24 protein-coding genes are annotated in these 25,010 nt (G+C 60.4%); 3 read left to right on the forward strand and 21 right to left on the reverse strand.

All coding sequences use genetic code 11. From position 1 onward, the window contains the following. Positions 1-43: 43 nt before the first annotated feature. The 7 genes from agaS to AAAX75_RS06930 form a co-directional block, all read right to left on the reverse strand. Positions 44-1,210 carry a tagatose-6-phosphate ketose isomerase gene (agaS, locus tag AAAX75_RS06900; protein ID WP_349091569.1) on the reverse strand — a complete coding sequence of 389 codons (1,167 nt, stop codon included), beginning with the start codon at positions 1,208-1,210 and terminating at the stop codon, positions 44-46. Between the two features lie 114 nt (positions 1,211-1,324). After that, on the reverse strand, positions 1,325-2,056 hold the full coding sequence (locus AAAX75_RS06905; RefSeq protein WP_349091570.1) for a GntR family transcriptional regulator: 732 nt from the start codon (positions 2,054-2,056) through the stop codon (positions 1,325-1,327). Positions 2,057-2,241: 185 nt separating this feature from the next. Continuing rightward, positions 2,242-3,324, reverse strand: a complete 1,083-nt coding sequence (locus AAAX75_RS06910; protein WP_195232807.1) for a PTS system mannose/fructose/sorbose family transporter subunit IID — start codon at positions 3,322-3,324, stop codon at positions 2,242-2,244. Continuing rightward, positions 3,314-4,114 carry a PTS sugar transporter subunit IIC gene (locus AAAX75_RS06915; RefSeq protein WP_022094610.1) on the reverse strand — a complete coding sequence of 267 codons (801 nt, stop codon included), beginning with the start codon at positions 4,112-4,114 and terminating at the stop codon, positions 3,314-3,316. Before AAAX75_RS06915 ends, AAAX75_RS06910 begins: the two co-directional genes overlap by 11 nt. Before the next feature lie 90 nt (positions 4,115-4,204). Beyond that, positions 4,205-4,687 (reverse strand): PTS N-acetylgalactosamine transporter subunit IIB, encoded by a 483-nt coding sequence (gene agaV, locus AAAX75_RS06920; RefSeq protein ID WP_022094611.1) that lies wholly within the window; start codon positions 4,685-4,687, stop codon positions 4,205-4,207. Positions 4,688-4,723: 36 nt separating this feature from the next. Continuing rightward, on the reverse strand, positions 4,724-5,005 hold the full coding sequence (gene yajC / locus AAAX75_RS06925) for a preprotein translocase subunit YajC (protein ID WP_035137679.1): 282 nt from the start codon (positions 5,003-5,005) through the stop codon (positions 4,724-4,726). Then, entirely contained in the window at positions 5,005-5,448 is a 444-nt protein-coding gene (locus tag AAAX75_RS06930) for a PTS sugar transporter subunit IIA (RefSeq protein ID WP_035137680.1), read from the reverse strand. The genes yajC and AAAX75_RS06930 overlap by 1 nt, the downstream gene beginning before the upstream one ends. Before the next feature lie 714 nt (positions 5,449-6,162). Between AAAX75_RS06930 and AAAX75_RS06935 the strand changes: the two genes are divergently transcribed. Both AAAX75_RS06935 and AAAX75_RS06940 read left to right on the forward strand, forming a co-directional pair. Beyond that, positions 6,163-6,801, forward strand: coding sequence for a hypothetical protein (locus tag AAAX75_RS06935; protein ID WP_349091571.1), 639 nt, complete (start codon positions 6,163-6,165; stop codon positions 6,799-6,801). 33 nt (positions 6,802-6,834) lie between these two features. Further along, positions 6,835-7,050: a helix-turn-helix transcriptional regulator gene (locus AAAX75_RS06940; RefSeq protein ID WP_254179377.1), complete on the forward strand. Its 216-nt coding sequence runs from the start codon at positions 6,835-6,837 to the stop codon at positions 7,048-7,050. Positions 7,051-7,164: 114 nt separating this feature from the next. Here the strand turns inward: AAAX75_RS06940 and AAAX75_RS06945 are convergent, their stop codons facing one another. The 13 genes from AAAX75_RS06945 to tmk all read right to left on the reverse strand — a co-directional run bounded on the left by AAAX75_RS06945 (position 7,165) and on the right by tmk (position 21,021). Further along, positions 7,165-8,250, reverse strand: a complete 1,086-nt coding sequence (locus tag AAAX75_RS06945) for a hypothetical protein (protein WP_349091572.1) — start codon at positions 8,248-8,250, stop codon at positions 7,165-7,167. A gap of 102 nt (positions 8,251-8,352) precedes the next feature. Next, positions 8,353-9,462 (reverse strand): isocitrate/isopropylmalate family dehydrogenase, encoded by a 1,110-nt coding sequence (locus AAAX75_RS06950; protein WP_349091573.1) that lies wholly within the window; start codon positions 9,460-9,462, stop codon positions 8,353-8,355. A gap of 6 nt (positions 9,463-9,468) precedes the next feature. Beyond that, positions 9,469-10,167, reverse strand: a complete 699-nt coding sequence (locus AAAX75_RS06955) for a hypothetical protein (protein ID WP_117820896.1) — start codon at positions 10,165-10,167, stop codon at positions 9,469-9,471. A gap of 15 nt (positions 10,168-10,182) precedes the next feature. Further along, positions 10,183-10,611 (reverse strand): hypothetical protein, encoded by a 429-nt coding sequence (locus tag AAAX75_RS06960; protein WP_055310425.1) that lies wholly within the window; start codon positions 10,609-10,611, stop codon positions 10,183-10,185. Between the two features lie 5 nt (positions 10,612-10,616). Continuing rightward, on the reverse strand, positions 10,617-11,696 hold the full coding sequence (locus AAAX75_RS06965; RefSeq protein WP_349091574.1) for an NAD(P)-binding domain-containing protein: 1,080 nt from the start codon (positions 11,694-11,696) through the stop codon (positions 10,617-10,619). Between the two features lie 98 nt (positions 11,697-11,794). Next, a complete protein-coding gene (locus AAAX75_RS06970; RefSeq protein WP_271758711.1) occupies positions 11,795-12,748 on the reverse strand; it encodes a DegV family protein in 954 nt (317 codons plus the stop codon). Between the two features lie 79 nt (positions 12,749-12,827). After that, on the reverse strand, positions 12,828-13,412 hold the full coding sequence (gene raiA / locus AAAX75_RS06975; protein ID WP_260699507.1) for a ribosome-associated translation inhibitor RaiA: 585 nt from the start codon (positions 13,410-13,412) through the stop codon (positions 12,828-12,830). A gap of 317 nt (positions 13,413-13,729) precedes the next feature. Then, on the reverse strand, positions 13,730-14,755 hold the full coding sequence (locus AAAX75_RS06980) for a transporter substrate-binding domain-containing protein (protein WP_349091621.1): 1,026 nt from the start codon (positions 14,753-14,755) through the stop codon (positions 13,730-13,732). 732 nt (positions 14,756-15,487) lie between these two features. Next, a complete protein-coding gene (locus tag AAAX75_RS06985) occupies positions 15,488-16,597 on the reverse strand; it encodes a hypothetical protein (RefSeq protein ID WP_349091575.1) in 1,110 nt (369 codons plus the stop codon). A gap of 11 nt (positions 16,598-16,608) precedes the next feature. Beyond that, the gene (locus AAAX75_RS06990) at positions 16,609-17,415 is read right to left on the reverse strand and encodes a double zinc ribbon domain-containing protein (protein ID WP_349091576.1); all 807 of its coding nucleotides are present in this window, start codon (positions 17,413-17,415) and stop codon (positions 16,609-16,611) included. A gap of 102 nt (positions 17,416-17,517) precedes the next feature. Further along, positions 17,518-19,218 (reverse strand): regulatory iron-sulfur-containing complex subunit RicT, encoded by a 1,701-nt coding sequence (gene ricT, locus AAAX75_RS06995; protein ID WP_349091577.1) that lies wholly within the window; start codon positions 19,216-19,218, stop codon positions 17,518-17,520. Then, entirely contained in the window at positions 19,209-20,336 is a 1,128-nt protein-coding gene (locus AAAX75_RS07000; RefSeq protein ID WP_349091578.1) for a DNA polymerase III subunit, read from the reverse strand. The genes ricT and AAAX75_RS07000 overlap by 10 nt, the downstream gene beginning before the upstream one ends. Before the next feature lies 1 nt (position 20,337). Next, entirely contained in the window at positions 20,338-21,021 is a 684-nt protein-coding gene (tmk, locus tag AAAX75_RS07005) for a dTMP kinase (protein WP_349091579.1), read from the reverse strand. A 246-nt stretch (positions 21,022-21,267) separates the two neighbouring features. Here tmk and AAAX75_RS07010 point away from each other — a divergent pair, with 246 nt between their 5' ends. Next, complete coding sequence (locus AAAX75_RS07010) at positions 21,268-22,251, forward strand: zinc ribbon domain-containing protein (RefSeq protein WP_349091580.1); 984 nt, start codon at positions 21,268-21,270, stop codon at positions 22,249-22,251. A 151-nt stretch (positions 22,252-22,402) separates the two neighbouring features. Here the strand turns inward: AAAX75_RS07010 and AAAX75_RS07015 are convergent, their stop codons facing one another. Next, positions 22,403-24,994 carry a DNA topoisomerase I gene (locus AAAX75_RS07015; protein WP_349091581.1) on the reverse strand — a complete coding sequence of 864 codons (2,592 nt, stop codon included), beginning with the start codon at positions 24,992-24,994 and terminating at the stop codon, positions 22,403-22,405. Between the last annotated feature and the right edge of the window lie 16 nt (positions 24,995-25,010).

A 25,010-nucleotide genomic window follows, 5' to 3' on the forward strand; every position in this document is an offset into this window, starting at 1 on the left:
CCCGCCGTTATGAGCGGACGGGCGCCCTTACAGGGGGACGCGATTAAGCGGTGAAGGGGTGAATCGTCACGCCCTTAACCACGCGGTTGACCGTGCCGGTGGGGCTCGGCGTATCGGGCGTGTTGCCCACGCGCACGGAGTTGAGCAGGCTGATAGCCTGGGCAAACATCACGAACGGCAGAGCAAGGTAGCCCTCGGGAAGTGCCTCGTAGCCCTTAAAGGTGAAGGACTCACCCTCATAGACGGTGGCACCTTCCTGCTGAACGGCGACGGTGTGCTGAGCGATCTTGTCGCCACCGATCTCGTTGAGGATGTCGATGTCGTACTGACGGGTGTAGGCGTCGTTGTTGACGAACACGAAGACGAGCGTCTTATCGTCGACGAAGGACTTGGGTCCGTGACGATAGCCCATGGAAGTGTCGTAAGAAGTGGCAACCAGGCCGTGAGCAAGCTCGAGAATCTTAAGCTGGCTCTCCTGAGCAAGGCCGCCAAAGGAGCCGGAGCCCAGGTAGGTCACGCGGTTGAAGTCGCCAGCGAGGTAATCGGCGACCTCGGACTCGCGAGCGATAACCTCCTCGCCCATCTTGGCGATGGTCTCGACCCACTCGGCCTTCTGCTCGTCAGAGGCAGTGTCGAAAATAAGGGTGGAGAGCAGGGTCATGCAGGAATAAGAACCGGTCATGGCGAAGCCCTTGTCGTTGGCGCGCGGAATGAGCAGCGTCAGCGCATTGGGATCATCGGCAGACTCGACGGCGAGCTTGCCCTCGGGAGCGCAGGTGATGTTGAGGAACTTGACGTTGTGGACGAGCTCCTTGGCAACGGCAACGGCGGCAAGGCTCTCGGGGCTGTTGCCAGAGCGGGCGAAGGAAACCACGAGCGTGGGATCATCGGCGCGCAGGAAGTCGCGCGGGGCGCTCACGATGTCGGTCGTGGCGATGGGCTTAAAGTCGTAGAGATCAGTGTTGCCAGCGTGACGCAGGTACGGGGCGCAGGTATCGCCAACGTAGTCGGACGTACCGGCACCGGTGAAGACAACGGACAGACGGCCCTCGCCCATAGCGCGAGCCTCGGCCAGGAAGGCCTCGATGGCCTCCTTGTTCTCGCGATAGATGTTGAGCGTATCACGCCAAAGCTCGGGCTGCTGAGCAATCTCGGCCGTGGTGATCTGGGCGCCGAGCTCGGTGAGCTCCTCGACACTCTTCTCGAACATTTTTAATACCTCTCTCTAGAAGTAATCCTCTGACGTGCAATTATACACTTCGGTTGGTTATCTGGTAGTAACCAGTTAAATGCAAAGAATCATCATATGGAAACGATGCGAACACTAGTCGCTACGCTGGTGGTAAACCTTGTATTTAAACTGATCGGCACGAGCAACCGAGAGTGTGTACTCCACAACCTCGTTTGACTCGTTATACGTAGTCCTGACCAAATCGAGCACAGGCGAGCCCTCGACAATTCCCAAAAGGTGGGCATCGGTGGGACGGGCTATGCTCGCATAGAACTCCTCTTCGGCCACGCGTATCTTTTGCTGAAAGTCTTGCTCAATCACATCGTAAAGCGGCTTACGCTCCAGCAGCGGTCGCTTTAGGGACAGAAATTGACGAACTGGTAGATAGCTGCGTTCGACCATCATGGGCATGTTGTCGGCAGAACGAAGGCGCTTAAGCTTAAAAATGCGATCACTGATACGCAATCCCATATGCTCGGCCAGATTTTTATCGGCCTCCATCTCGCAAAACTCGAGAATCGTGGTCTCGGGGTCGCGACCCATCGCGCGCATCTGCTCGGTAAAGCTGTAGGACTGCATGAGATTGGTTGCTTTTGCCGAACGGTCGGTCACAAAGGTACCGCGACCGTGCTGCCGAACCACCAGTCCTAAACGCTCCAGTTCCTGCAAAGCCAGGCGCACCGTGGTGCGCGAGAGACCATAGCGCTCCGAAAGTTCGCGCTCGGAAGGAATCATGTCACCGGCGCGATATTCATGGTCGATCTTTTCGGTCAGAATATCGACCAGCTGATCGTACAGCGGTTGCTTACGCGCTCCGATCGCCATCCTATCCTCCCTTTTGCTCGAATTCGGCTAACTACCTAGGGTGTTTAGCATTATCTGTCTGCCACACCCGAATCATCAAGAAAACAAAAGCCGCGCGCTCTTTCGAGCACGCGGCTTTTAACATACACATGGCTTAAGGGGTCGGGGTGTGAGCCGCGTAGGGACACACCCTTCAAGCTAGAGCCTTACCAGATGCTCGGCCAGAGACCAAGCGGGCCAGCGCCCAGGATGCCAAGGACGAAGAGCAGGAGAATGCCCTTGGTCGGGGTCCAGCTGTGCTTAGCGAACATGTAGTAAAGCAGCAGCGTAAGCATAAGCGGGACGAGCTTCGGGACGATGGTGTTGAGGGTGTCGGCAACAGAGAAGTTGACCGGATCCTCGGTAACGGTAGCGTAGGTCACGGACTCCATGCCGTTGCCCAGATCGGCGACGCCGCACTTGACCTCGTTGCCGTCGGCATCGGTGGCGGTGAGGGCGTTGCCGTCCTCATCGGTCATGGCGATGGTACCGGCCTCAGCGGTCTCGGTATCGATGCCCTCCATACCGGTGAAGTTCTCGGCCTCCTTCTCGGAGACGATCACGGTAGTAGGGGCAAGGCCACGGGTGGTGCCGTTGGGGATCTGGAGGTTGATCTGGGTGCCACCCATGGTGACGACCAGGCAACCGACGACGAAGACGCCCATGATGGAAGCGGCACGCGTGAAGGCCTGCATGTTGGCAGTCAGAGCGTCAATAGCGCTGGTGCCAAGCTTGTAGGACCAGTTCATGAGCCAGAAGCGCAGAGCGAACTGGACGGCGTTGAAGATCACCAGGAAGATGATCGGCGCAGCGGCGTTGCCGTTGATGGCCATGTTGGAGGTGATGCCGGCCGTGATAGGCACGAGCGTCAGCCAGAACAGGGCGTCACCGATACCACCGAGCGGGCCCATTGCGGCGACGCGGACGGCGCGGATCGTGGGGATGTCAACCTTGTTCTGCTCGAGCGAAAGCACGATGCCCATAACAAAGGTGACGAGGAACGGGTGGGTGTTGAAGAACTCCAGGTTGTGGCTCATGGAAGCCGCGAGGTCGTTCTTGTTGGTGTGGATCTTCTCCAGACCGGGGATGATGGAGTAGAGCCAGCCAGCGGCCTGCATACGCTCGTAGTTGAACGAGGCCTGCAGGAAGCAGGAGCGCCAAGCCATCTTGTTGAGGGTCTTCTGGTCGAGCTGCGGAGCAGGAGTGAGATCCTCGTAGTGCTCCGGGATCACATACTCATTAGATGCCATCTTCGAAGTCACCTCCGTCAGAAACAGCTGCACCCTTCAGCTCGGTCTGCTGCTGGAAGTCCCAGAAAGCGATGCCGAAGCCGATGAGAGCGAGGATGAGCAGAGCAGGGGTTGCCAGCGAATCGTTGGCAACGGTGATGAGCGCGAGGCCGAAGCCCATGAGGAAGAAGCCCCACATATCGCGGTTCATCATAACCTTGAGCAGGACGGCGAAGCCGACGAAGCGCATCATGCCGCCTGCAGCGGACAGACCGGTCTGCAGCCACGTCGGGATGGCAGAAGCGATGGTCTGACCGATGGTAGCGCCAGCGATGAAGAACAGGGTGACGACGACAGCGAAGATCAGGCCGAGCAGAGCCATGGCGAAGTAGTTCAGGCGCTCGATGCCCTTGGTGTCCGCGTTGTGAGCCATGTTATCGGCCGTGGACATAAGCGGGGACATAAGCGTGAAGACCAGGGTAACGCCAAGCTGGCCAAGCAGAGCGAACGGAATGGCGAGGCCGACTGCCGCGTTGGGCTCGAGGCCCGTGGCGATAGCGAGAATGGCTGCCATGATGCCGCCGATGACGGCGTTAGGCGGCTGAGCGCCTCCGATCGGCATGTTGCCGATCGTCATGAGCTGATAGGTACCACCCACGAGAAGACCGGTGTTGAGGTCGCCAAGGATAAGACCGATGACGGCGCCGGTGACGATGGGCTGATAGAGAGACTCGAGGAAGTCAAACTGGTCGATTGCCGCGATGAACGTGACAACGAAGACCAGAGCGATCTGGATGATCGAGTATTCCATCTTGCTCCTCCTTTCAAAATGTATGTACGCACTTTGGATATCACGTACAGAACGTCAGGGTTTCACTCCTGACAACGTGGATCACGAGGATTACGAGAAGAGCTTGCTCGTGTCCTCAACAGGCGTGCTCGGAACGCGCCTGATCTCCAACTCCACCCCCAATTCCTGCAGCTCTTTAAACGCAGCGACATCCTCGTCGTTAACTGCGACGGAGGTGGCGACTTGGCGCTTTCCTTCCGACATGTGCATGTTGCCGATGTTTACCTTCTTTATAGGCACACCGCCCTTGACGAGCGTAAGCACGTCTTCCGGTGTTTCGGCCACGATGAAGATCTTCTGGCGCGGGCTCGCCTTGCCAATGACGTCGATGGTCTTCTGCAGGGAGAAGAAACGCGTAGCGACGCCGGCGGGAGCGGCCATCTTCATGAGGTTCTGGCGCATGGTGTTGGACGCCACGTCGTCGTTGGCGACGAGGATGAGGTTGGAGCCCAGAGTGGAGTTCCACTGGGTGGCAACCTGACCATGAACCAGTCGGTTATCGATGCGGGTAAGAAGAATGTTGGGTTCTGCCATGTTGATCAGCTTCCTTTCGTTATTTGCTGACGACAGTTACTTGATCTCCTGAATCGCGTAACGCGAAACATCTACGACGGCTCCGGATCGGACTTTGATCTGGACCTTCTCGCCTTCGATGCCTTTGACGGTTCCGTAGATACCGCCGGCGAAAAGAACCTCTTGACCCGGCTTGAGCTCGGTGTGCAGCTCCTTGAAGTACTTCTGCTTCTTCTTCATGTTGATTTGCGACCAGACGGTGTAAATCAAGCCCATGATGACAAGCAGGCCTAAAAGGGCGACCGAGGAGCTCAGGACGTTGGCTCCGAAATCGGCCATTAGATGCCGTCCTCGTCGCCGAAGATATCCTCTTCCTCGGAGCCGGCAACGGATGCGACCGTCTGGGCGGTGACGCCCGTCTGGCCAACGGTCACGGCCTGCTCGCCAAGCTCGGCGAGCGTGGCATTGCCGCGGAGGAACAGAAGCTCAATAACCATGGGAAGGTTGGTGCCAGTCAGAACCTCGACGTTGTCGACATCCTGGGCAATCATCATCGACTGGTTGAACGGGGTGCCGCCAAGCAGGTCGGTAAAGACGAGCACGCCATCGCACTCCTCGCGCATGGCGGTAATAGCGGCGCGGAGATCCTCACCGTAGGAAGCAGCCTGGTCGCCCTCAAAAGGAACGACGGTAAAAGCGGGCTGGTCGCCGGCAACCATAGCGATAGCGCTAGCTAGGCCGGGTGCGAACTGTCCATGACCGGTAAGAATAAAGCCAACCATTCAAATTTCCCTTCCGAAGGTGTGTACAATCTGAGTCCGATGATTTTCGGAAGCCAGCGGGCGCTCGCCCTTAAAGCTTCTTAGAAAGCCTTCTTTGAAGACCAGTGGTTTCTAAACTGGTAGTAACCACGTGACGTGTTGTTGTCACTATATCACCCCAAAAGAGGTCGCCTTCGTTGATTCATACGGTAAAACGTTTTTGCACCGCTCACGGTGATAAATCGACCGTTTACCGGTCGTTAACACTTCTACCTGCGGTTTTGAAACCGTTTCGAAATGTTTTGGCAAAAGATCGGATCTTTTCCTGTGTCTAAACAACGCAGGGCGGCTAAAAATAGCGTGTAGAAAAATTGCAGGTCATTGTGAAGATATGTGAATTGGTCTTTTTGACTTAATACCAGTTAGAACCAGTTTTGAGATTATCGGTGAACGGTAGTTTTCGACCGTTTACCGGTTACTTGCAATCGTTTGCAGCTGCTTTCCCATATGAATTAGGGAAACACAATGGAGCGCTTGCGCAATCACGGGAACGATCACGGGAAGTTTTGGCATTTGTCCTCATCCCCCGCGCGCCAAACTCCAGCATCCAAAATGAGCTAATAGCTCACGCTAATCGTTTTCAATCATTACTTACTCATTATCCGTAATTATTTATCGTTTATCGTTAATTCTGATATGATACAAGTATCATACAAAACGCCGATTGGAGGGATTATGGTCCATCGAAACGCAACTATATCGAATGAAACCATCAGCCGCGAACAGACGATAGCCAAACTGAGGAAGCTCGCTCGCATCTGCAAATGGGCCACGATCTGCATTACCACCGCGCTCGCCCTGGGACTCCTCGCAGTCATTGCGATTGACCTTCTACTCATATTGCCCGGCCTCTCCCAAGGATCGTGTCTCCAATCCGTAGAACTTCAAGCCGGCGAAGGGCCGTGCCTTGCTATCGTCGGTACCGATGCGCAGGCCCCACTTATGCTCGTCGCACACGATGGTCACACTGCCATAGGGAGCCTCTTGATGACATGCCTCGCGCTTACCATCGCGATAAGCGTGCGCAGGCTTTTCTTCAACATTGAAAAGGAAGGCAGGCCCTTTGACCTTGAATGCAACCAGACACTTCGTCGAGTAGGACATTTATTCCTTATCGGCGGCGTTGCCGTGAGGCTTCTTGGTGCCGTTATCACGGGAATGATACTCTCAGGATTTGGCGGCAGCTTTACGGATGCGTTCGTCGGCCAGTTATTCGAGCCCTCCATGCTCTTTGCAGGCCTGATTATTTGCCTGATTGCCAGCATCTTCCGCTACGGGTATATCCTGCAAAAGCAAGATGACGAGTTGCTCTAGGGGGAATCCATGATTATTCTGCGGCTTGACCGCATGCTCGCCGAACGCAAGATCTCATCCAAAGAGCTTGCGGAACGTGTGGGCATCTCCCAGGTCAATATGTCACGCATTAAGACGGGCAAGGTTTCTGCCATACGTTTTTCAACTCTTGACGCGATATGCCGGGCACTCGATTGCCAACCGGGCGATGTACTGGAATATATATCCGACGATGAAGCCGATAGCCTTTTTGGACTTAAAGATGAATAGCCATAATTAAGCCGCCAATCACGCCCTCAACGCAAATTGCCCGCCAGAACGACTTCCGTACTGGCGGGCAATTTGTTTTCTATCAGCTAGATGCTCGATGAGCCGTGCAACTCTTTACGCAAACAGGCCGTAGATGCTGATGTTGGCCTTGGCGTAGAGGCCGTTAGCATACTCGGTCCACTTGGAGCTGGCGCTCGAAGCCTGCGAGGAATACTGCTGATAAGCAGTATAGTAGGCGGTCATGGCCTGCTTATAGGTAGCGCTATCGGCCGTAAAGGCATCGTCAGCGAAGGCCTTGGCGTAGGTGCTATCGGCGTCCTTCCAGGTGCCCTTTGAGCTATCCCACTCATCACCGGCAAGGTTGATGATGTAGTCGGCGTAGTCCTTGCTCGCGGTCTCCTCGTTGCCGTCAGCAGGCTCGGTCGGGGCGGTCGGCATGCTTGCGGAGCTATCGCCCACCTTCTTCTTGTAGAGCTTCTGCAGCGTCGCGGACTGACGGACGATCTGCTTGGCCTGGTCCTTGGACACGCCGTACTGCTTGGCCATGGTCTTGTAGTCGGAGGTGCCGATGGAATCCTCGGCGTACTGCTTCATTTCCTTGGAAGAAACGGTAATGCCCTCGTCCTCAGCAGCGTCCAGCAGAATCTGGTTGCGCACGTAGGACAGGATAACGTCGGCAGACGGAGCGGTGTAGTTGCCGTCGTCGCCCTTGACGGTGTCGAGGCTGTACTGGCTCTCGATGGCCTCACGCGCGGTGATGTCGCTCTTTTTGCCGTTGTAGCTATAGCTTGCCACGGTCGAATCGAGCTGGTCCTCGGTCAGGGTCGCCGAGCCGACGCCCTTGCCGCCAAAACCACCGTTGCCGATAAAGAAGCCGACCACGGCAGCGATCACGACGGCGACCACAAAGGCGGCAATCATCGTCTTCTTGTGCTTGCAAGCGTGGTCGTCCACGTCGGAGTCGTCGTCCTCATCCTGAGCCTCGGGCATGAGGTTCTCGTCGGCGGCGTCCGCGGCGATCTTTGCCTCCAGGCGAGCGTCCTCCTCCTCGGCGGTCGTGCCGGCGGCAATATGTTCGGCAGACGTGCCGGCGACCAGGTCGATTTTCTCGTCCTCGTCACCGTCGGGGCCTTCGCCGCGCTCGATGATCTGGATGCCGTCGATCTCGTCCTTCTCGTCCTTCTTTTGAATCAGACCCATATCAGTTACTCCTTGTTAGGAAACATAGTCCTCAATAGAATACGCCCGGCAGAGCGCCGGGCGTATTGATTCTTAGGTTATACGCAAACACTTAAGTACTATTTAGGCGTTTGCAGCGTGCATGCCTTGGGCCAGGTGCGCGATAACGGCATCGGCAAAGGCCTGCGTGCCCACAGCGCCCTCGACGGAGCCGGTCTGGGCACGACGCACGTCACCGGTAACCTGCTCGCCCTCGTCGAGCGTGGTAGATACGGCGGCGCGAATGCGATTGGCAGCGTCGTTCTCGCCCAGGTGATCGAGCATCATCGCAGCAGAGAGGATCTCGGCTGTGGGGTTGGCGATATCCTGGCCCGCGATATCGGGCGCGGAGCCGTGCGTAGCCTCGAAGATGGCGCAGTCGGCACCGATGTTGGAGCCGGGGGCCATGCCTAAGCCGCCCACTAGGCCGGCGCACAGGTCGCTCACGATGTCGCCGTACAGGTTGGGCAGTACAAGGACATCGAAGTCGTTGGGGTTCTGGACCAGGCCCATGCAGGTGGCGTCGACAATCTTGTCGTTGAACTCGATATCGGGATAGTTGGCGGCCACCTCGCGCGCAACGCGCAGGAACAGGCCGTCGGTCGCCTTCATGATGTTGGCCTTGTGCACGGCCGTCACCTTTTTGCGGCCGCAGCGGCGGGCATACTCAAAGGCATACTCCACAATGCGGCGGCTCTTGGCGATGGAGATCGGCTTGATCGAGATCGCGGAATCGGCGGCGAAGGTCTTTTGGCCCGAACGCTCAACGAGCTGCGAGAGCTCCTCGACCTCGGCAGCGCCCTCATCGAACTCGATACCGGCGTAGAGGTCCTCGGTGTTCTCGCGCACGATAACCAGATCAACGTCGCGGAAGCGCGAGCCGTCGCCCGGCTGCGACAGGCAGGGTCGCACGCAGGCGTACAGGTCGAAGTGCTTGCGCAGGGCCACGTTGACGCTGCGGAAACCCGTGCCGACCGGCGTGGTGATGGGGCCCTTGATGGCAACCTTGGTCTCGGCGACCGCATCGAGCACGTGCTGGGGCAGCGGCGTGCCAAACTCGTCCATGACGCCGGCACCGGCCTCCTGGACGTTCCAATTGATCTGGACACCGGCGGCCTCGACCACGCGGCGCATGGCCTGCGTAATCTCGGGACCGATACCGTCACCGGGAATCAGGACTACATCGTGCGCCATAATCTGTTACTCCTCGTCTTCGGCGTCGTCAGATTTTTTAACGCTAGCACGCTTCTTCTTTTTGGAGAGATCCAGGCCAAAACGTTTAACAAGCATTTCGCAAATCTCGCTCGAACGGGCCTTGAGATAGCTGCCCTTACCGTTCTCGGCATCGAACTTAAGGCGCAGCGCAAGCTTCTCGGCAACCTCGGCGTCGATCTCGCCCTGGCAAAACTCGTACAGGCAACCGAGCATGTCGCGATACTCGAGGTCGCCGTGATAGCACTGGATGGCCTCGTCCAGGATGGGCCAAGCCTCGCGCGAACGCTCGACACTCGTGGCGCCCCACACGCACAGCAGGCGGAAGGCGGCGTAGCGCAGCGTGGAGGAGATCTCGTCGAACAGCGCGGTCTCGGCGCCCTCAAAGGCATCGCCCAACTGCTCGGGGCAGGTGGTAGCAAGCGCCGTCAGGGCATCGAGGGCCTCCCAGCGGGTCTGCGCCTCGGGGCGGTCGAGCGCCTCGATCAGCGCGGGCACGCAGGGCACGACGCGCTGCGGATCGCGCTCGGCAAGCAGGTGCAGCACGCGGGCGGCAAACTGGCGGATGCGGCGCGTGGGGCAGCCGAGCTCCTTGACCAGACGGTCGACGGCGTTCTCGTTCTCCTCTGCCAGCTGAAGCTGTGCCAGCTCCTCGTCGGTGAGCTGTTCGTCTTTGTTTTCTGCCATAGTTACCTCTTCTTACTATTTCTTAGCGTGCTTGCCAGCACCCTTGCTGTCATCGGTGACCGAGATGAGTTGTCGGTCGGCTGCACCATTGCGACGCGCGCGGCGGCGCTCCTCGGCGTCGCCCGCATCGGCGGCGGCGCGATGAGCCTTGTTGACGTTAAAGACCTCGTCGTGCTTGCGCCACGGGCCGACGGACTCGCCAAAGCTCATCTTAAGGCCGGCGATAAAGCCGCCGAGCCAGCCGATCGGCGCAAACTGCACCAGCGGGAACAGCGAAAACACCCAGGTTAGCAGGACGACTGCCGCCGCACCTGCAAAATTGGCGATCCAGTAGTCGCGCTTGGTGATGACGCGCTTTTCGCACGCCCACTGGCCGCACAAAAAGCCGATGTAGATCGCAAAGAGAAAGAGCACCAGCGCGAGCACCACGAACGTCCAGCTCATGGGCGCTACTCCCCGTGATGGTGGCCGCAGCAGCACTCGTGGCCGTCATCGTGGCCGTGACCGCCGCAGCACTCGTGGTCCTCGCCGTGATGGTGACCGCAACCGCACTCATGGTCGTCGCCGCGCTCGCCGCAACCGCAGCCGTCCTCGTGAGCACCGTGCTCTTCGGGACGATACTGCGACCAGTCCAGACCGGCGGCGATGGCGTCGGCCTCCTCCTTGTAGAGGACCGTGATGGCCTGGGTGCCCAGCTTGGCGCCACCGATGGCGTCGAGCATGTCGTAGAGCGTAAAGGCCACGTCGGCGCCGGGCAGCGCAAGCTCACGATCGTCGGCATAGGCGAGCGCCAAGCGCAGGTCCTTAATGAAGTGCTCGACCATAAAGCCGGGCTTGTAGTCGCCGTCGAGCGCCTTGGGAGCCAGGCTCTCCATGGCGCCGGACTTGCCAGTACCGCCCAGGATCATCTGGCGGGTCTTCTCCAGATCGAGGCCGCTCAGCTCGGCAAATGCCATGGCGTCTGCCATGCCGACCATGCAGGCGCCCAGCGACACCTGGTTGGCGAGCTTGGCAGCCTGGCCCTTGCCGGCGCCGTCGAAGCAGCAGATGTTGGCCGCAAAGGTGGCAAGGATGTCGCGGACCGGCGCGATGTCGTTCTCGGTAGCGCCCACGATAGCCGTGAGCGTGCCGGCGATAGCTCCCGACTCACCGCCGGTGACGGGGCAGTCAAACGCCATGCGGTCGGAAACCTGGGCGGCCTCGGCAATGTCGCGCGCCAGCTCGGGCGAGCTCGTGGTGAGGTCGATCAGGACCGCGCCGGGCTTAGTGTACGCGAGCAGGCCGTCGCCCGCCAGGTAGAGCTCCTCGACCTCGGAGGGATAGCCCACCATGGTAAAGACGACATCGGCGTTAGCCACGGCATCGGCCGGCGTATCGGCCCAAGCGGCACCGCGCTCGATAAGCGCGGCAGCCTTGGACTTGGTGCGGTTGTTGACCGTGACGGGATAGCCAGCATCCAGGATGTGACCGGCGATGGGGGCACCCATAATTCCGGTGCCGATAAATGCGACGGAGAGCTTGTTTGCCATGAAACCTTTCCTTTTGGGTTGGGTGTTGTTACCAGGTTGAATACTCGATGCCAGCGTTTGGGCAGTGAGTTGGGATCGATTACGGCCGCGTTACTTGCCTACTGGCCGCGCACGCGGCGGGCGATGCGGTCGGAAAGCGACGCCTTGTCGGCGCGGTTCTTACCCCAAAACGCGCAGGCCACCATGCCGGGGCCCACGTGCGAGCCGATGGTGGGGCCCACGGAGCTGCGAATGATCGTGACGTCGGCGCAACCCTCCTCCTTGCGGATGGCGGCTTCGAGCCAGTCGCCGTCCTTTTCGGCATCGGCCGTCATGATGGCGATGGGCATGGTGCGATCGGGCACGTAGTTCTCGCGGAACGACTTGAGGATGGACTTGAGCGCCTTCTTGCGGCCGCGGTTGACGCCGATCAGCGACAGCGAGCCGGCCAGGTCGTAGGAGAGCTCGGGCTTGACATCGAGCTTTGCCGTGAGCTGCGCCGCCGCGGGCGGAATGCGGCCGCCGGCAGCCAGCGCGTCAAAGCTCTCGAGCGTAAAGTAGCCGTGGACGTAGGTCTTTGCCTCGTTTGCCCAATCGACCAGCTGCTTGGCGGTCAGTCCCGCCGAACGCTGGCGCACGGCCTCGAGCGCCAAGAGCGCGCCGGTCGCACAGGGCAGAGCGTTGTCGACCACGTAAAGCTCAAAATCGGGATACTCGGCGCGCACGGCATCTGCCGCCTGGCACGCGGAGTTGTAGCTCGACGACAGCGCCGAGGTAAAGCACAGGTAGACCGTGGGCGTGCCCTCTTTGGCGCACTCGGTAAAGAACTCGATATAGCGACCGAGCGACACAGCCGAGGTGGACACGCGGGCACCGGCGCGCATCCGGTCGTAGAACTCCTTGGGTGTGATGCTCGACCAGATGTCGTCCGTGCGCTCTTCGCCATCGATAATGAAGGGGAAACCCAGGATATCGACATCGAGGTTCGCGGCGACCTCGGGGCTAAAGTCGCAGCAGGTATCGACGACGATGCGGCAACGGTCCGAATGACCGGCGGATGCGGCCTTGTCCATCAAAGCGACTCCTTACGTAAAAAGGCGGCCACCCGCATGGGATGGCCGCCAACCGTTAACTCATGCAAGTTAACGTATTTTACTCGTCAAGTGTTTCGATGCGGGGCTTGATGATGCCATATCCACCATTCTTACGGTGATACACCACATTGATGAGGCCAGTCGTCGCGTTCTCGAACACGTAGAAGTCGTGGCCGAGCAGATCTGTCTGCACCAGCGCCTGCTCCTCAGTCATCGGGGTGACGTCGATAACCTTCTCGCGGACGAGCAGGTCGTCCTCCTCCTCGGGCAGCAGCAGGTCGGCCAGATCCTCGACGCGCTCGACCGGCACGACATCCGCGGCGCTGGCACCGCCCTGGCGGTTGTCCACGACCTTGGTCTTGAACTTGCGCAGCTGGCGGGTGACCTTATCGGCGGAGAGGTCGATGGCGGCGTACATATCTGCACCGTGCTCGGCAACGCGAATCACCGAACCGCGGGCACGAACCGTAACCTCGACGATTGCCGGGTTGGGGTTCGAGGGGTTCTTCTCATAGCGAAGTACAACGTCGACCGTCATGGGCTCGATATCGAAAACCTTGAGCGCCTCGCCGATCTTCTCATCCACATGCGCACGCAGAGCATCGGTTACCGTCGTCTTGCGTCCAGAAACCTTGATATCCATACGTGGCTCCAATCTGCCTCGGGGACTTACTGTACTGGCTATGTACCCATTGCCGTGCATTTAATCACGCGGATTCCTAAAGACCCGAATAACGATTGCTTGATACCGCATACCGAAGTCTCGCACTTTTCTGTGGCAAAGTGCGCTATAGGAGGGGGCCAACGGCTTTGTATTTGGTCCCGAAAATTGGCTTTGACCTGCTGATTTTATTGGGATGAAAAAGCCGGGCTCCCCCATCGGGGAAGCCCGGCAGTGCGTGTTGAAACCGTGAAGAGGTGTCCTTTCCAACGTATAGGAGACACCACCCCTAGCAATAACTAGCTATTGAGTTTGTTAATGTCGTCGTCGGTGATGGCGCCTTCCTGGCTGGACGAGTTGTCCTCGGAGGATGCGGTCTCATTGTTGGAATCGGAGGACTCGCTGCCGGAGGACGTGGTCTCACTGGACTCAGAGTCGCCCGGCTGCACGTTAGCGCCCGAAACCGTCTTAGTGGTGAGGTCGTAGGGCATCCTGCCATACCAGACGCAGTGGACCGCCTCGAGCGTGCCGTCGGCCGTAATACCGTCGAGGGCATCGCTCACGGCGCGGCACAGTTTGTCATTGGACGAGAGGCCCGCAACACCAAGCGTCGAGGGCGCCTCGAGCGCACCGACATAGGAGACCTCGCTCATCAGGCGTGCAAGGTAGCCGCCGGCCGTGGAGTCGCAGATCACATAGTCGACCTCGCCGGACTCAAGCGCCTCAAAGCACTCGTTGATGTTGGAGTAGGTCTTTTGATTGGCGGTGATGCTCTGCTTAGCAAGCGCCTCCTGCGAGGCCGAGGACATTTGGACACCCAGAGTAGACGCGTTAAGGGTATCGGTGGAAACGCTTAGCGACCCACCATCGCTAGTTTTACCGAACACGGAAGTGGCATCGTACAGGCAGGTGCCGAGCGAGCTAATGTCCCCGTCCGTGGAGTTAATCTCGCCGATAAAGATATCGGCCTTTTTGTCGCCGAGCGCGGAATCTGCCGAAGACGCATCGACAAAGGCGACCTTAAGGCCCATGCGGCTTGCGAGGGCGCGGGCGGCGTCAACCGCATACCCCGTGAGCTCGCCGTCGGCGTCCTGCATGGCCTGCGGCGCATCGGAAGTATCGAGGGCGACCGTCAGGGTTCCGGGAGTGACCAGGGCATCGTCCGACACCGCCGGCGTGACGGTCTCGTACTCGATCTGGTCGATCGTGGGAGTCGTGAACGTAGACAGCGGGTTGAACGCGCATCCGCTCAGGCCCAAAACGGCGATGACCGCTGCGGCCCCAGCACCTAACCGAGCCGCGTGCATCAAGCTGCCCCTCACCATGTCCACTACCCTGCCTTCTGTGTCGTATACGATCCGTGCGTTGCGCGGAATATCAGGTTGTTCCCACCAGCTGACCTGGTATTTGACCCCACACTTGCGCACCGGGGTGTTTGCTCGGGAGGCCGCAGCCACCTTCACGACTGGCCCGCTCGCCCGCGAGGCGGTATTGCCCCAAAGAAAGTAGAACGGACGGTGCGGCTTACATCTAGGACGCGCCATGATCGCGCCGCGCGCACGCGGTCGCTTACGTGGATCCCTTTGACCGCGTCTGTCTTGGACTAGGACGGGCATTTCGTCCGCCCGCAACCACAGCCTGGCAGGAACGTAGCGCATTATAGCTAAGTTCAAGCTAAAGTTTAAGGTTAGGGGCGTTATTCGCATCGCGAGTACAGATTTCGCAGGTCAGGACGGGCCGCACGCGCTCTGATTAAGCCCGTCGCTCCCCCATGGAAAGCCCCAACACACCCGTCTTAGGGCGCCGTGGCCAAAAAATAGCAAATATGAGTACTGTTACCAATTTAGTAGCAGGAGTTTTTGGCTCTGCAAGCTGTTTTCACGCTCTATAACGTCAGATTGATGCCAGGATATTCCACATTTGTTTAATAATTTTCTAATTTACGCCATCTTCAAGTCCCAAAATCCCTGATTTTGCTGTTACTGAATTTGTAGCAGTACTCATATTTGCTATATTTTGGCCAAAGCATATATCCAACCCCCTGTTTCAGAGCATTGTTAGGCGGGTTTAAGCCCAAAACACGCCCGCAACGTGTTAAATAGCGTCTCTTGTTTCTTTCTGCGAGCGTCAACACGGTTGCGATATCGCTTACCCATACGCTGGTGGATGCGCCATGCGAGTGCTTCCATCGCTTCCATGTCACAGAGCATTTCGTTGTTGACCGTCGCGACCTCGATTCCCATAGTAATCAAGCCCGTGTTGCGCTTTTCATCATGGATACGTCCCCTCCGAGAGGAATGGCCCAGCTCACCGTTGTATTCCAAGTCAAACCGGGCTGCTTCCTGAAAGGCATCGCAAACCGCATGCGGCATCCCCGAGATCGCCTGTGCACGGTCGTTGAACTCGATCTTGTAGTCGGTCTTAAAGGGACCACAGGCAAATCCGCCATAGGAAAACGGAAGCGAAAACATGGCAAGCATGATGCACTCCATGGGTGAACGCAGGTTTTCCGACAGATAGGGACACAGGCGCAGCAGCTGTTTGGCCACATTCCCCTTGCATGCCGCGAGGTAATCTACCAGGCAATCGGGTGTCAGCACGGACTCGACCTCAAAGTAACCGACATCTGGCGGCTGGTCTTTGTCCTTTGCCAATTTGTTCACGACAGGCGAGGTGTAGGGAGGCAGATACTTCCCGCGGTCACTCAGTGAAATCTTAGAGCACAGCTCCTGGGCCAGGGCAAATGCCTGGATGCAGCCGACCTCGCGCGCGACGGCTACGCAAAGGGCCTCGGGAGATAGACTGTACACCCCCGGTTCCACCTCTAGAATCGAGCCGGCGGGCAACTCGGAGCATACGGACCAGCTCACGCCAAGAATACGGCGGCGCTGCGCTGCAGATCCCACCAGCAAGCAAAGATCTTCTTGCACCTCGCCGCTTGCGGCCCCAATCCGCACCAAGTCGGGAAGATAGATGTCCTCGATCGAGGGCGACGACGCGCGCAGCACACGGCACTCTTCATCGGGACTGAGGTCCCTCCAGCTGATGTAACCCATTTGTCGGCGCTCGGCGCGCATCATGCGTAGCGCCGAGGCGCCCGTCAGAATTACGGAAGCAGCCAGCTGCTCGCTTGCAGGCTTGCCACGCTGCCCGATCTTTATTGCCATCTGAACCACCCCTACCAAACGCGTGCGATAGCGAGGCCATCAACGGCCGTGGCACCGGCGCGCTTGAGTTCCGCCGAAGCCGCTGCCATCGTCGCACCCGTGGTGATAACGTCGTCGATAAGCAGCAGGCGGCGGCCGTGCACGTCCTCAACCGTCTCGTACATACCTCGGGCACGCTCGCGGCGCTCCTCACGACCGAGTTCGCGCTGGTCGCCATGCCCGTACTTGACGAGGGCATCGAGCAGGGGAACACCCGACAGCTCGCAAAATGGGCGCGCAATGGCCTCCATATGATCAAAACCACGCCGCCGAAACGCTGCCGCCGTCGCAGGCACAAACACCACCGCATCCGCGCCGGACAGCACACCTCCATAGCGATCGGGCGCTACGACCTGGGCATGCAGGGCGGTGTCGTAGAGCAGCTCCGCCAGATACGGAGCCAGACGTCGCTCGCCCGCGTCCTTGTACGCTTTAATGATGCGCGGCAGCGGATGCGCATAGACGGCGCACGCCAGGCAGCGGTCGAGCGCCTCCGCCATTGCCGAGGACGTGCCCTCGACCGAACACTCAGTGCACAGCAAATCCCCAAACGGGGCGCCGCATCGGGTGCAGCTATGACGTGGGTCGATGAGCGTGAGCGCAGTCAGGCAGTCTTGGCAAATAAGCGTACCGGCGCGCTCGCAGCCGGCACATCGTGTTGGCGACAATGCCTCGAGCGCCTCGCGTGCCACCCGCTCGGCAAACGGTAGCAATTCGTCCGCAAACGGTAGGGCACCGGTACCCTGCAGACAGCTCAATATGTTCAGATGGCTCTTCAAGACACAACCCTCCCTACGTTCGGTCGCAGGGAGGGTTGTTGATTCGGCGCTATGATACCCCGATGCGCTCGGGGCAAGGCGGGCTAAATCCGCTCGCGGGCGTTATTCGCCGGCAGGCGGTTGTGGTGCGGACGAAGACGGGGTCGAGCCCTCGCCACCATCCTGGCGCGGCTTGCGGGAACGGCGACGGCGACGGCGCTTTTGACCCTGGTCGGCCGAGCCCTCGCCACCGCGCGGCTCGCGCGGCTCGCGCTCGTCACGAGCGGCGCCACGCGAAGCCTTGGCAGCCGCTCCCCCGCCATCTCCGGGACGACGGCGCGTAACCTTGACCTCGCCATCCGAGACCTGATCGGCCACGGAGGGCACTGAGGGCTTCTGTTGCGCGCCCGAGGAATGGCGACGGCGCGGACGCGGCGCGCGCTCCTCCTCGCCACGTGACTTGCCGCTCTTGTCGACAGGCGCATCGGAGGCCGAGGCGCCCTTGGAAGCGGCACCGGCCTCGCGAGCAGCTGCGGCGCGGAAGGCGTCCTCGCGCTCCTCGCTCGACAGATGACGGCGGCGGCGACGTGTGGGGTTCATGCCGCCGCCGCGATTCTGCTGCTGGGGCTGCTGAACCTCGCGCTCGCGAGAGGCGTTCTTGCCCGCGGCTGCAACCTCGGTAGCATCGCCCGAGCCCGCGCGCTTGCGACGGCGACGGCCATCGGCCGCCCCCTCGGCCTCGGGTGTCTCGGCCTTACCGCGGCCTTTTCCGCGGCCACGGCCCTCGCCCTGACCCTGACCGGCGCGAGCATCGGATTCAGCATCGCGACGACGGCGCTTGGGCATCGACGTGCCGGCCAGACGGTCGGCACTCGACAGGCCATCGCCCACATCGACGCCGTTTTCGCGATCGAGCTCCATGAGCGCCAGGCGCATCTCGGGCGACTCGATGCGCTCGAGCACGTCGCGCGTCACGCAGTCGGGACGGCAGTTGCAGCCCTGCTCGGCGGCCTTCTTTTTGCAGCCCTCCGAGCACGTCATATCGGCTAGGTTGACCTTAAAGACTTTGCCGTTCTCCAGGCGCAGCACCAGCTGCTCACGCGGCGTGTCATACTCCTGGATACGCGCCTTGCCAAGCGGCGTATCGATGAGCGTCTTCTTTTTGGGCGCACGGCTCTTAAAGTCCTTGTAGGCCTCGAACTCGTAGCGCAGACAGCACATCAGACGACCGCACACGCCGCTGATCTTGGAGGAATTGAGCGGCAGGTCTTGCTCTTTTGCCATGCGAATCGAGACGGGCTCAAACTGTCCGCCAAAGCGCGTGCAGCAGAGTTCCTGTCCGCACTGGGCATAGCCGCCCACCAGGCGGGTCTCGTCGCGCACGCCGATCTGGCGCATGTCGACGCGAATGTGCAGCGTCGAGGACAGATCCTTGACGAGCTGGCGAAAATCGACGCGCTCCTCGGCCGCAAAGTAGAACACGGCCTTCTCGCCGCCAAACAGGTACTCGACGCCCACCGGCTTCATCTCGAGGTCGAGCTCCTTGACCAGGCGGCGGAAGTCGACCATGGCCTCGTCGCCCTGGATGGCCAGGTCGTCGGCAAGCTGGAGGTCGATGTCGCTCGCCACGCGCAGCACGGGCTTGAGCGGCTGACCGATCTCGTCTTGCGGCACCTCAAAGGGATCGGCCGTGACCAGGCCGATCTCGGTTCCGCGCTCAGTGGAGCAAATGGCATAATCGGCCTCGAGGATATCCAGATCCTGCGGATCGAACCACAGGTCGCGCGAGGCGTAGGTAAACTTAACGGGTACGACTAACGGCATTTCAGTGCCTTCCTGATATCGAACAGCATGACCTCGATGGCCAGCTGGGGAGTAACGTTTCTGGCGATGTTGCGCTCGGCGGTCGCGACTGCCTCGAGCGCCTGGGTGGCACCCGCAACATTGGTCGCGGCGGCAAGCCGACCGATCGTGTCGCGCACGTCTTCGTTCACCACGTCGGCTGCCTCGTCCTGAAGCGTCAGCAGCACGTCGCGCATGAGCGTCCGCGCGCTCGCCAGCGCTTCCATGATACCCGAACGCTCGCGCGCGTTGAGTTCGCGCTTGTTGCGGTCCTCAAGCTGCTTCAATGCTCCACGCGACAGGTAGTCGGCGTTTTGCTCGAGCACCTTTTCCTGCGTGGACTTGACCTCGGCGAGCGGCGCCTTAACGGCGACGATGAGTGACTTGGCGCGGCTGAGCACGTCGGCCTCGTCGGCGACGATAAGCGAATCGATGGCGCGAACCATCTGACGGCGGGCGTCCTGGCGCTCAGCGCTCTTGAGGAACTCGATGCCACGCGTGGGGCTTCCCGCCACGGCGACGGCCATGCGGCAACGCGCAGGGTCCTGACCGGTGGCGCGGCTCACGGCCTGCGCGGCGACGGCGGGCGATACCAGCCGAAACGGCACGCACTGGCAGCGGCTCACGATGGTGGGCAACATCACGTCTGCCGAGGTGCCCAGCAGGATGAACATAACGCCCTCGGGCGGCTCCTCGAGTGTCTTGAGCAGCGCGTTGGCGGTGTTGGCGCGCAGTTGCTCGGCACGGTCGATGATGTAGACCTTGGCCTTGGCACGGATGGGCGCCAGAGGCACGTCATCGAGCAGCTCGCGGGTCTGGGCGATGAGGTAGCCCGTGGCGCTCTCGGGCGTGTAATAGTGCACGTCGGGGTGCGTATGGCGGGCGACGCGCACGCAGCTATCGCATGAGCCGCAGCCATCCTGCTCGCACAGGAAAGCTTGGGCGAGCGCCCACGCGGCGTCGAGCTTGCCCGCGCCGGGCGCGCCCAAAAACAGGTAGGCGTGCGATGCGCGACCGCTGGCGACGGCATTGGTCAAAAAGTCGCGCACGCGCTCTTGGGTGTCAAGCTTGGCCAGCAGGCTTGCCTGAGCGGGGGCCATGTTACTCGGCCTCCTGGGCAAACGCGGCGGTGACGGCATCCTGGGAAATGTCGAGGCCGTAGGCGCGAACCTGCTCGACCGTCTGTGCGAATACGTCCTCGATGGACGCGGTCGCGTCGATGAGCTTTACGCGGTTTGGCTCCTCGACGGCAATTGCGCAAAAACCCTGGTAGACACGCTCTTGGAAGGCCATGCCCTTAGCCTCCATGCGATCTGCCGCGCCACGGGCTGCCATGCGCAGCACCGCCTGCTCGGGCGTGATGTGATAAACGAGTGTGAGCGCCGGGTGCGTATCCGCGACGGCCAGGTTGTTGGCGTCGCGCACCATCTGACGATCGAGGCCGTCGGCAAACGCCTGGTAGCAGGTCGTGGAATCGTAGAAGCGATCGCACAGGACCACCTTGCCGGCAGCGAGGGCGGGCGCGATGACCTCGTGCACCAGCTGGGCACGGGCGGCCTCATACAGCAGCAGCTCGCAAGTGTCGCCCATCGCCGTATTGGCGGGGTCGAGCAGCAGAGCACGGATCTTTTCGCTGATGGCGGTACCGCCCGGCTCGCGCAGGCTCACAACCTGGTAGCCAGCGAGCTCGAGCGCACGGGCAAGCAGGCGCGCCTGCGTAGATTTACCGGCGCCATCGACACCCTCGAGCGTAATGAAGCTATGTTGAGCGGGCACAAAAGCCATGGGCGCAGCCCCTTCCTACAAGGCGCGTAAATGCAGATATATCAACCAAGTCATGATACCCCAGTGCTCGGCGCGCCCCAAATCCAACCTAGCCATCGAGGCATCCCCGAAGTTGCGGTGAAATAGGGACTGATTGAAGCTCTGAGACCGCCAAACAGTCCCTATTTCACCGCAACTTATGATGGAGAATTTTGGACGCTGGGTATAATCGTCGTATTGCATTGAAATGTGGCGAAAGGAGTGGCAATGTCTCGGTATTGCGCCTCGTGCGGCAAGCTTCTTGCAGATAATGCCAAGTTCTGCACCTCGTGCGGTGCACCCGTTGAGCAAACAGCCGCGAGCGATAGCCAGCCCGCTTTCGAGCAGACCGGTTCCCTCGATACGCCGCAAGCCAAGGCGGACGACCCCCTCGCCTATCGCCCCGACCCCGCCGCAGGCCCCGCGGCCGTCGAGACCACGCAGCGCATACCCGTCGCGAGCGGCTCGTCCCAACAGGAGCCGGCTCCCGCATACGCGCCCGCTTCGCCACAGACCCCCGCCCCCAAAAAGAGCGGCACCGGGCCGCTTATCGCCGTTATCGTTGTGCTGGTGGCAATCATCATCGCCCTGGTCGTTTTCTTTGTGATCAAGCCTTTCGACAACGCCGCCACGCAGACGACTGCCGAGGTAGCTAAGCTGCACCATGACGTCGACGACGATGACCTAAAGCCTCTCGGCGATCCCAACAGCCTGTACGACGATGATGACGATGACGACGAGGATGGCGGCGAAGCAACGCTCTCCGAGCAGAACCTCTACCGCCGACTGAGCGAATACTACGACTTGCTCGAAGATCTCGACAACTACGTCCGTGGCTGCGCGCAGAACTTCAACGGCAGCTATCTGGAAGAGGATCGAACCACCCGTCAAAATCTCGCCGACGTCGCCGAGCGCACGGAGGACACCATCGAGCAGTATTACGACATCGTCGAGGACCTAGACGTCCCGACGAGCTCCAAGAACTACAGCTCCTGGAAGGACATCATCGCCCTGTACGACGACCTGGATCACCGCATTGACGCAATCTGTGATGCCTGGGAGATCAGCCTGAAATACGCCAAGCCTGCGGACCACAAGAATGAGATCGTGGCGCCGCTGTCACGCGACAACGTGGCGGGCACCAATGACAATAAGTACCGCCTAGATTTTGAGAAGCGCTATCCCGGCGCCAAGCCTGTCGAGGTGAAGTAATCCCAACAACTGATCAAATCTTGCGGTGAAATAGGGATTAATTAGGCCTTTTGCCAGCAAAAACAGTCCCTATTTCACCGCAACTTAGAAGTGGGGCCGGGCGCGCATTTGCATTTGCGCGCCCGGCCCCGCCGCGTCTATATGTGCTCGGTTACTTGTCGGCGGCCTTCTTGGTGGTCGTCTTTTTTGCGGTCGTCTTCTTGGCGGCAGTTGCTTTCTTAGCCGTGGTCTTCTTGGCCGCCGTCGCCTTCTTGGCCGTGCTCGCCTTGGTCGTAGTCTTGCGGCCGCGGGCCGGCTTCTTCTCCTTGGTCGGACAGTCCATGTTGACGCAGATACGCCACGGGCCGCGCGCCGTGTTGACCACCACGATGGGGGCGCCGCACTCGGGGCAGGTCTCACCCGTCGCCTCGAGCTTACCGCGCGCCGGTAGAGGATAGCTCACGCCGCAATCGTCATAGTTGGTGCAGCGGATAAAACGCTTGCCGCTCTTCTCGCTCTTGTGCGCGATCAGGTCGCCATGGCGTCCGGCCTCGGCGCACACCTTGCACTCGCCCACCTTAAGGTCGGGCTCGTAGTTGGTGGGGCATGTGGGGTTCACGCAAATCTCGAAGGCCTTCTGGCGGAACGGCTGACACTTAATGCGCGGCGCACCGCACTCGGGACACACGGCGGCCTCGCCCTCGAGCGGGCTCACCTTGACGCCACTCGGCACCGGATAGGTCACGTCGCAGTCGGGCCATCCCATGCAGCCGATAAAGCTGCCGCGGGTCTTGGCGCTCGTCTTCATAACCAGGTCCTTGCCGCACTTGGGACAGGCGCCCACGCGTGCATCGGCCGTGACGGCGTCGCTGATAGCGTCGCCCAGCTCCTGCGTATGCTTGAGCAGCTCGTCGAGCACGCCGGCCAGCAGTGCGCGCGAGTGCGTCACGACATGCTCTTCGGTGTCCTCGCCGCGCTCCACACGGGTCATGTCGCCGTCGAGCTCGCTGGTCATATCGGGGCTCGTGATGCGCGGGGCAAACTGCGTCAGCGCATCGATGATGGCGATGCCCAGCTGACTCGGCTCCACGGGATCGTTTTTGAGGTAGCGCACGGCGTACAGGCGCTCGATGATGCTCGCGCGCGTGGACTTGGTGCCCAAGCCGCGCTTCTCCATCTCCTGCACGAGTTTACCCTGGCTGTAGCGTGCGGGCGGCTCGGTCTGCTTTGCCTCGAGCTTAATGTCGAACACATCAACCGTATCGCCCTGCTCCAGCGGCGGCATCTGCTCGTCGCGCTTGAGTCCGTACGGGTATGCCTCGCGGAAACCCGGGGTCACGAGCACATCGCCCGAAGCCACGAACGGCTCACCGTTCACGTCGAGCTCGAGCTTGGTGTTCTCGATGGTCGCGGGACCCATAAGCGTCGCCAGGAAGCGGCGGGCGATAAGATCGTAGAGTTTGCGTTGGCCGCCATCAAGCGTGGACGGATCGCCCTCGCCCGTGGGGTAGATAGGCGGGTGGTCGGTGGTCTCGACTTTGCCGCGCGTGGGCTTCATGGGGCCGGCGAGCACCTTTTTGCACACGGGCGCCAGCGCCGGGTTGATCTTTGCCAGGTCGCTCACCACGGCGCCCAGATCGAGCGTCGCGGGGTACACGGTGTTGTCGACACGCGGGTAGCTGATGAGGCCCGCCATGTAGAGGGACTCGGCGATGCGCATGGTACGCGCAGGCGAGATGCCCTCGGCTGCGGCGGCAGCCTGCAGCGAGGTAGTCGCAAACGGCGTGGGTGGCTGCTGCTTGCGTGAGCGCTTGGTCACCGCGGCGACGGTTGCCGTCGTAACGCCGTCGACATGGCCGTATGCCGTCTCGGCAGCATCCTTGTCGGTAAAGCGTGCCGTCTTGTGCGCAATCTTAAAGCGGTCGTCCTCGGCAGCACCCTGCGCGGCACCCATACCGCGGATCTGCCAATAGTCCTCGGGCACAAACGCCATGCGCTCGCGCTCGCGCTCGACCACCAGGGCAAGTGTCGGCGTCTGCACGCGGCCGGCGGAACGTACGTTGCCAAAGCCGCCAAACTTGGCGAGCGTCAGATAGCGCGTGAGCACCGCACCCCAAATGAGGTCGATGTGCTGACGGCTCTCGCCGGCGTCGGCCAGGTTCTGGTCGAGCGAGACAAGGTTATCGAAGGCGTGCGTGATCTCGGCCTTGGTAAACGAAGAGTATTGGGCGCGGGCAACCGGCAAGTCGGGCGCAACCTCACGCACCTTGTTGAGGGCGTCCGAACCGATCAGCTCGCCCTCGCGGTCAAAGTCCGTGGCGATGATGACGCTGTCGGACTTTTTAGCGAGGTTCTTGAGCGAACGAATGAGCTCCTTCTCGGCCGGCAGCTTAATGACGGGCGCCCAGGTGAGGTAAGGCAGGCTCTCGAGCTTCCAGCCCTTGATGGAGATGCCATCGGCAAGGAACGGCTTACGCTTGGTGTCATAGGGCGGACGCGCCAGGCCATCGGGCATGTCAGCCGGCAGCATCTCGCCGTCCTCGGTGACCGAATACCAACCCAGCTTTTTATCGAACAGCACGCTGTCGCAAAAATCGGGCGCAAGGATGTGACCGGCAAGACCGATCGTCACGCACTCCTCGCCCTTCCACTCAAAACGGTAGATGGCGGTGTTGTACACCTTGTCCTTTTTAGGCTTACCCGTGGACAGCCGCTCGGCGATCTGACGCGCGGCGTCGTTTTTCTCGGCGATGATGAGCTTCAAAAGAGGCTCCTATCTC

The organism is Collinsella sp. CLA-ER-H7 (assembly GCF_040092345.1).
Classification (GTDB): domain Bacteria; phylum Actinomycetota; class Coriobacteriia; order Coriobacteriales; family Coriobacteriaceae; genus Collinsella.

Coding starts and splice junctions, on each gene's coding strand:
- AAAX75_RS06980 (WP_349091621.1), bottom strand. CDS start 14,755: ATGGTGAGGGGCAGCTTGATGCACGCGGCTCGGTTAGGTGCTGGGGCC.
- AAAX75_RS06905 (WP_349091570.1), bottom strand. CDS start 2,056: ATGGCGATCGGAGCGCGTAAGCAACCGCTGTACGATCAGCTGGTCGAT.
- AAAX75_RS06940 (WP_254179377.1), top strand. CDS start 6,835: ATGCTCGCCGAACGCAAGATCTCATCCAAAGAGCTTGCGGAACGTGTG.
- AAAX75_RS06965 (WP_349091574.1), bottom strand. CDS start 11,696: ATGGCAAACAAGCTCTCCGTCGCATTTATCGGCACCGGAATTATGGGT.
- AAAX75_RS06960 (WP_055310425.1), bottom strand. CDS start 10,611: ATGAGCTGGACGTTCGTGGTGCTCGCGCTGGTGCTCTTTCTCTTTGCG.
- AAAX75_RS07010 (WP_349091580.1), top strand. CDS start 21,268: ATGTCTCGGTATTGCGCCTCGTGCGGCAAGCTTCTTGCAGATAATGCC.
- AAAX75_RS06930 (WP_035137680.1), bottom strand. CDS start 5,448: ATGGTTGGCTTTATTCTTACCGGTCATGGACAGTTCGCACCCGGCCTA.
- AAAX75_RS06950 (WP_349091573.1), bottom strand. CDS start 9,462: ATGGCGCACGATGTAGTCCTGATTCCCGGTGACGGTATCGGTCCCGAG.
- AAAX75_RS06955 (WP_117820896.1), bottom strand. CDS start 10,167: ATGGCAGAAAACAAAGACGAACAGCTCACCGACGAGGAGCTGGCACAG.
- AAAX75_RS06945 (WP_349091572.1), bottom strand. CDS start 8,250: ATGGGTCTGATTCAAAAGAAGGACGAGAAGGACGAGATCGACGGCATC.
- ricT (WP_349091577.1), bottom strand. CDS start 19,218: ATGCCGTTAGTCGTACCCGTTAAGTTTACCTACGCCTCGCGCGACCTG.
- AAAX75_RS06910 (WP_195232807.1), bottom strand. CDS start 3,324: ATGGCATCTAATGAGTATGTGATCCCGGAGCACTACGAGGATCTCACT.
- AAAX75_RS06985 (WP_349091575.1), bottom strand. CDS start 16,597: ATGGCAATAAAGATCGGGCAGCGTGGCAAGCCTGCAAGCGAGCAGCTG.
- AAAX75_RS06970 (WP_271758711.1), bottom strand. CDS start 12,748: ATGGACAAGGCCGCATCCGCCGGTCATTCGGACCGTTGCCGCATCGTC.
- raiA (WP_260699507.1), bottom strand. CDS start 13,412: ATGGATATCAAGGTTTCTGGACGCAAGACGACGGTAACCGATGCTCTG.
- AAAX75_RS07000 (WP_349091578.1), bottom strand. CDS start 20,336: ATGGCCCCCGCTCAGGCAAGCCTGCTGGCCAAGCTTGACACCCAAGAG.
- AAAX75_RS06915 (WP_022094610.1), bottom strand. CDS start 4,114: ATGGAATACTCGATCATCCAGATCGCTCTGGTCTTCGTTGTCACGTTC.
- agaS (WP_349091569.1), bottom strand. CDS start 1,210: ATGTTCGAGAAGAGTGTCGAGGAGCTCACCGAGCTCGGCGCCCAGATC.
- tmk (WP_349091579.1), bottom strand. CDS start 21,021: ATGGCTTTTGTGCCCGCTCAACATAGCTTCATTACGCTCGAGGGTGTC.
- yajC (WP_035137679.1), bottom strand. CDS start 5,005: ATGGCCGATTTCGGAGCCAACGTCCTGAGCTCCTCGGTCGCCCTTTTA.
- AAAX75_RS06935 (WP_349091571.1), top strand. CDS start 6,163: ATGGTCCATCGAAACGCAACTATATCGAATGAAACCATCAGCCGCGAA.
- agaV (WP_022094611.1), bottom strand. CDS start 4,687: ATGGCAGAACCCAACATTCTTCTTACCCGCATCGATAACCGACTGGTT.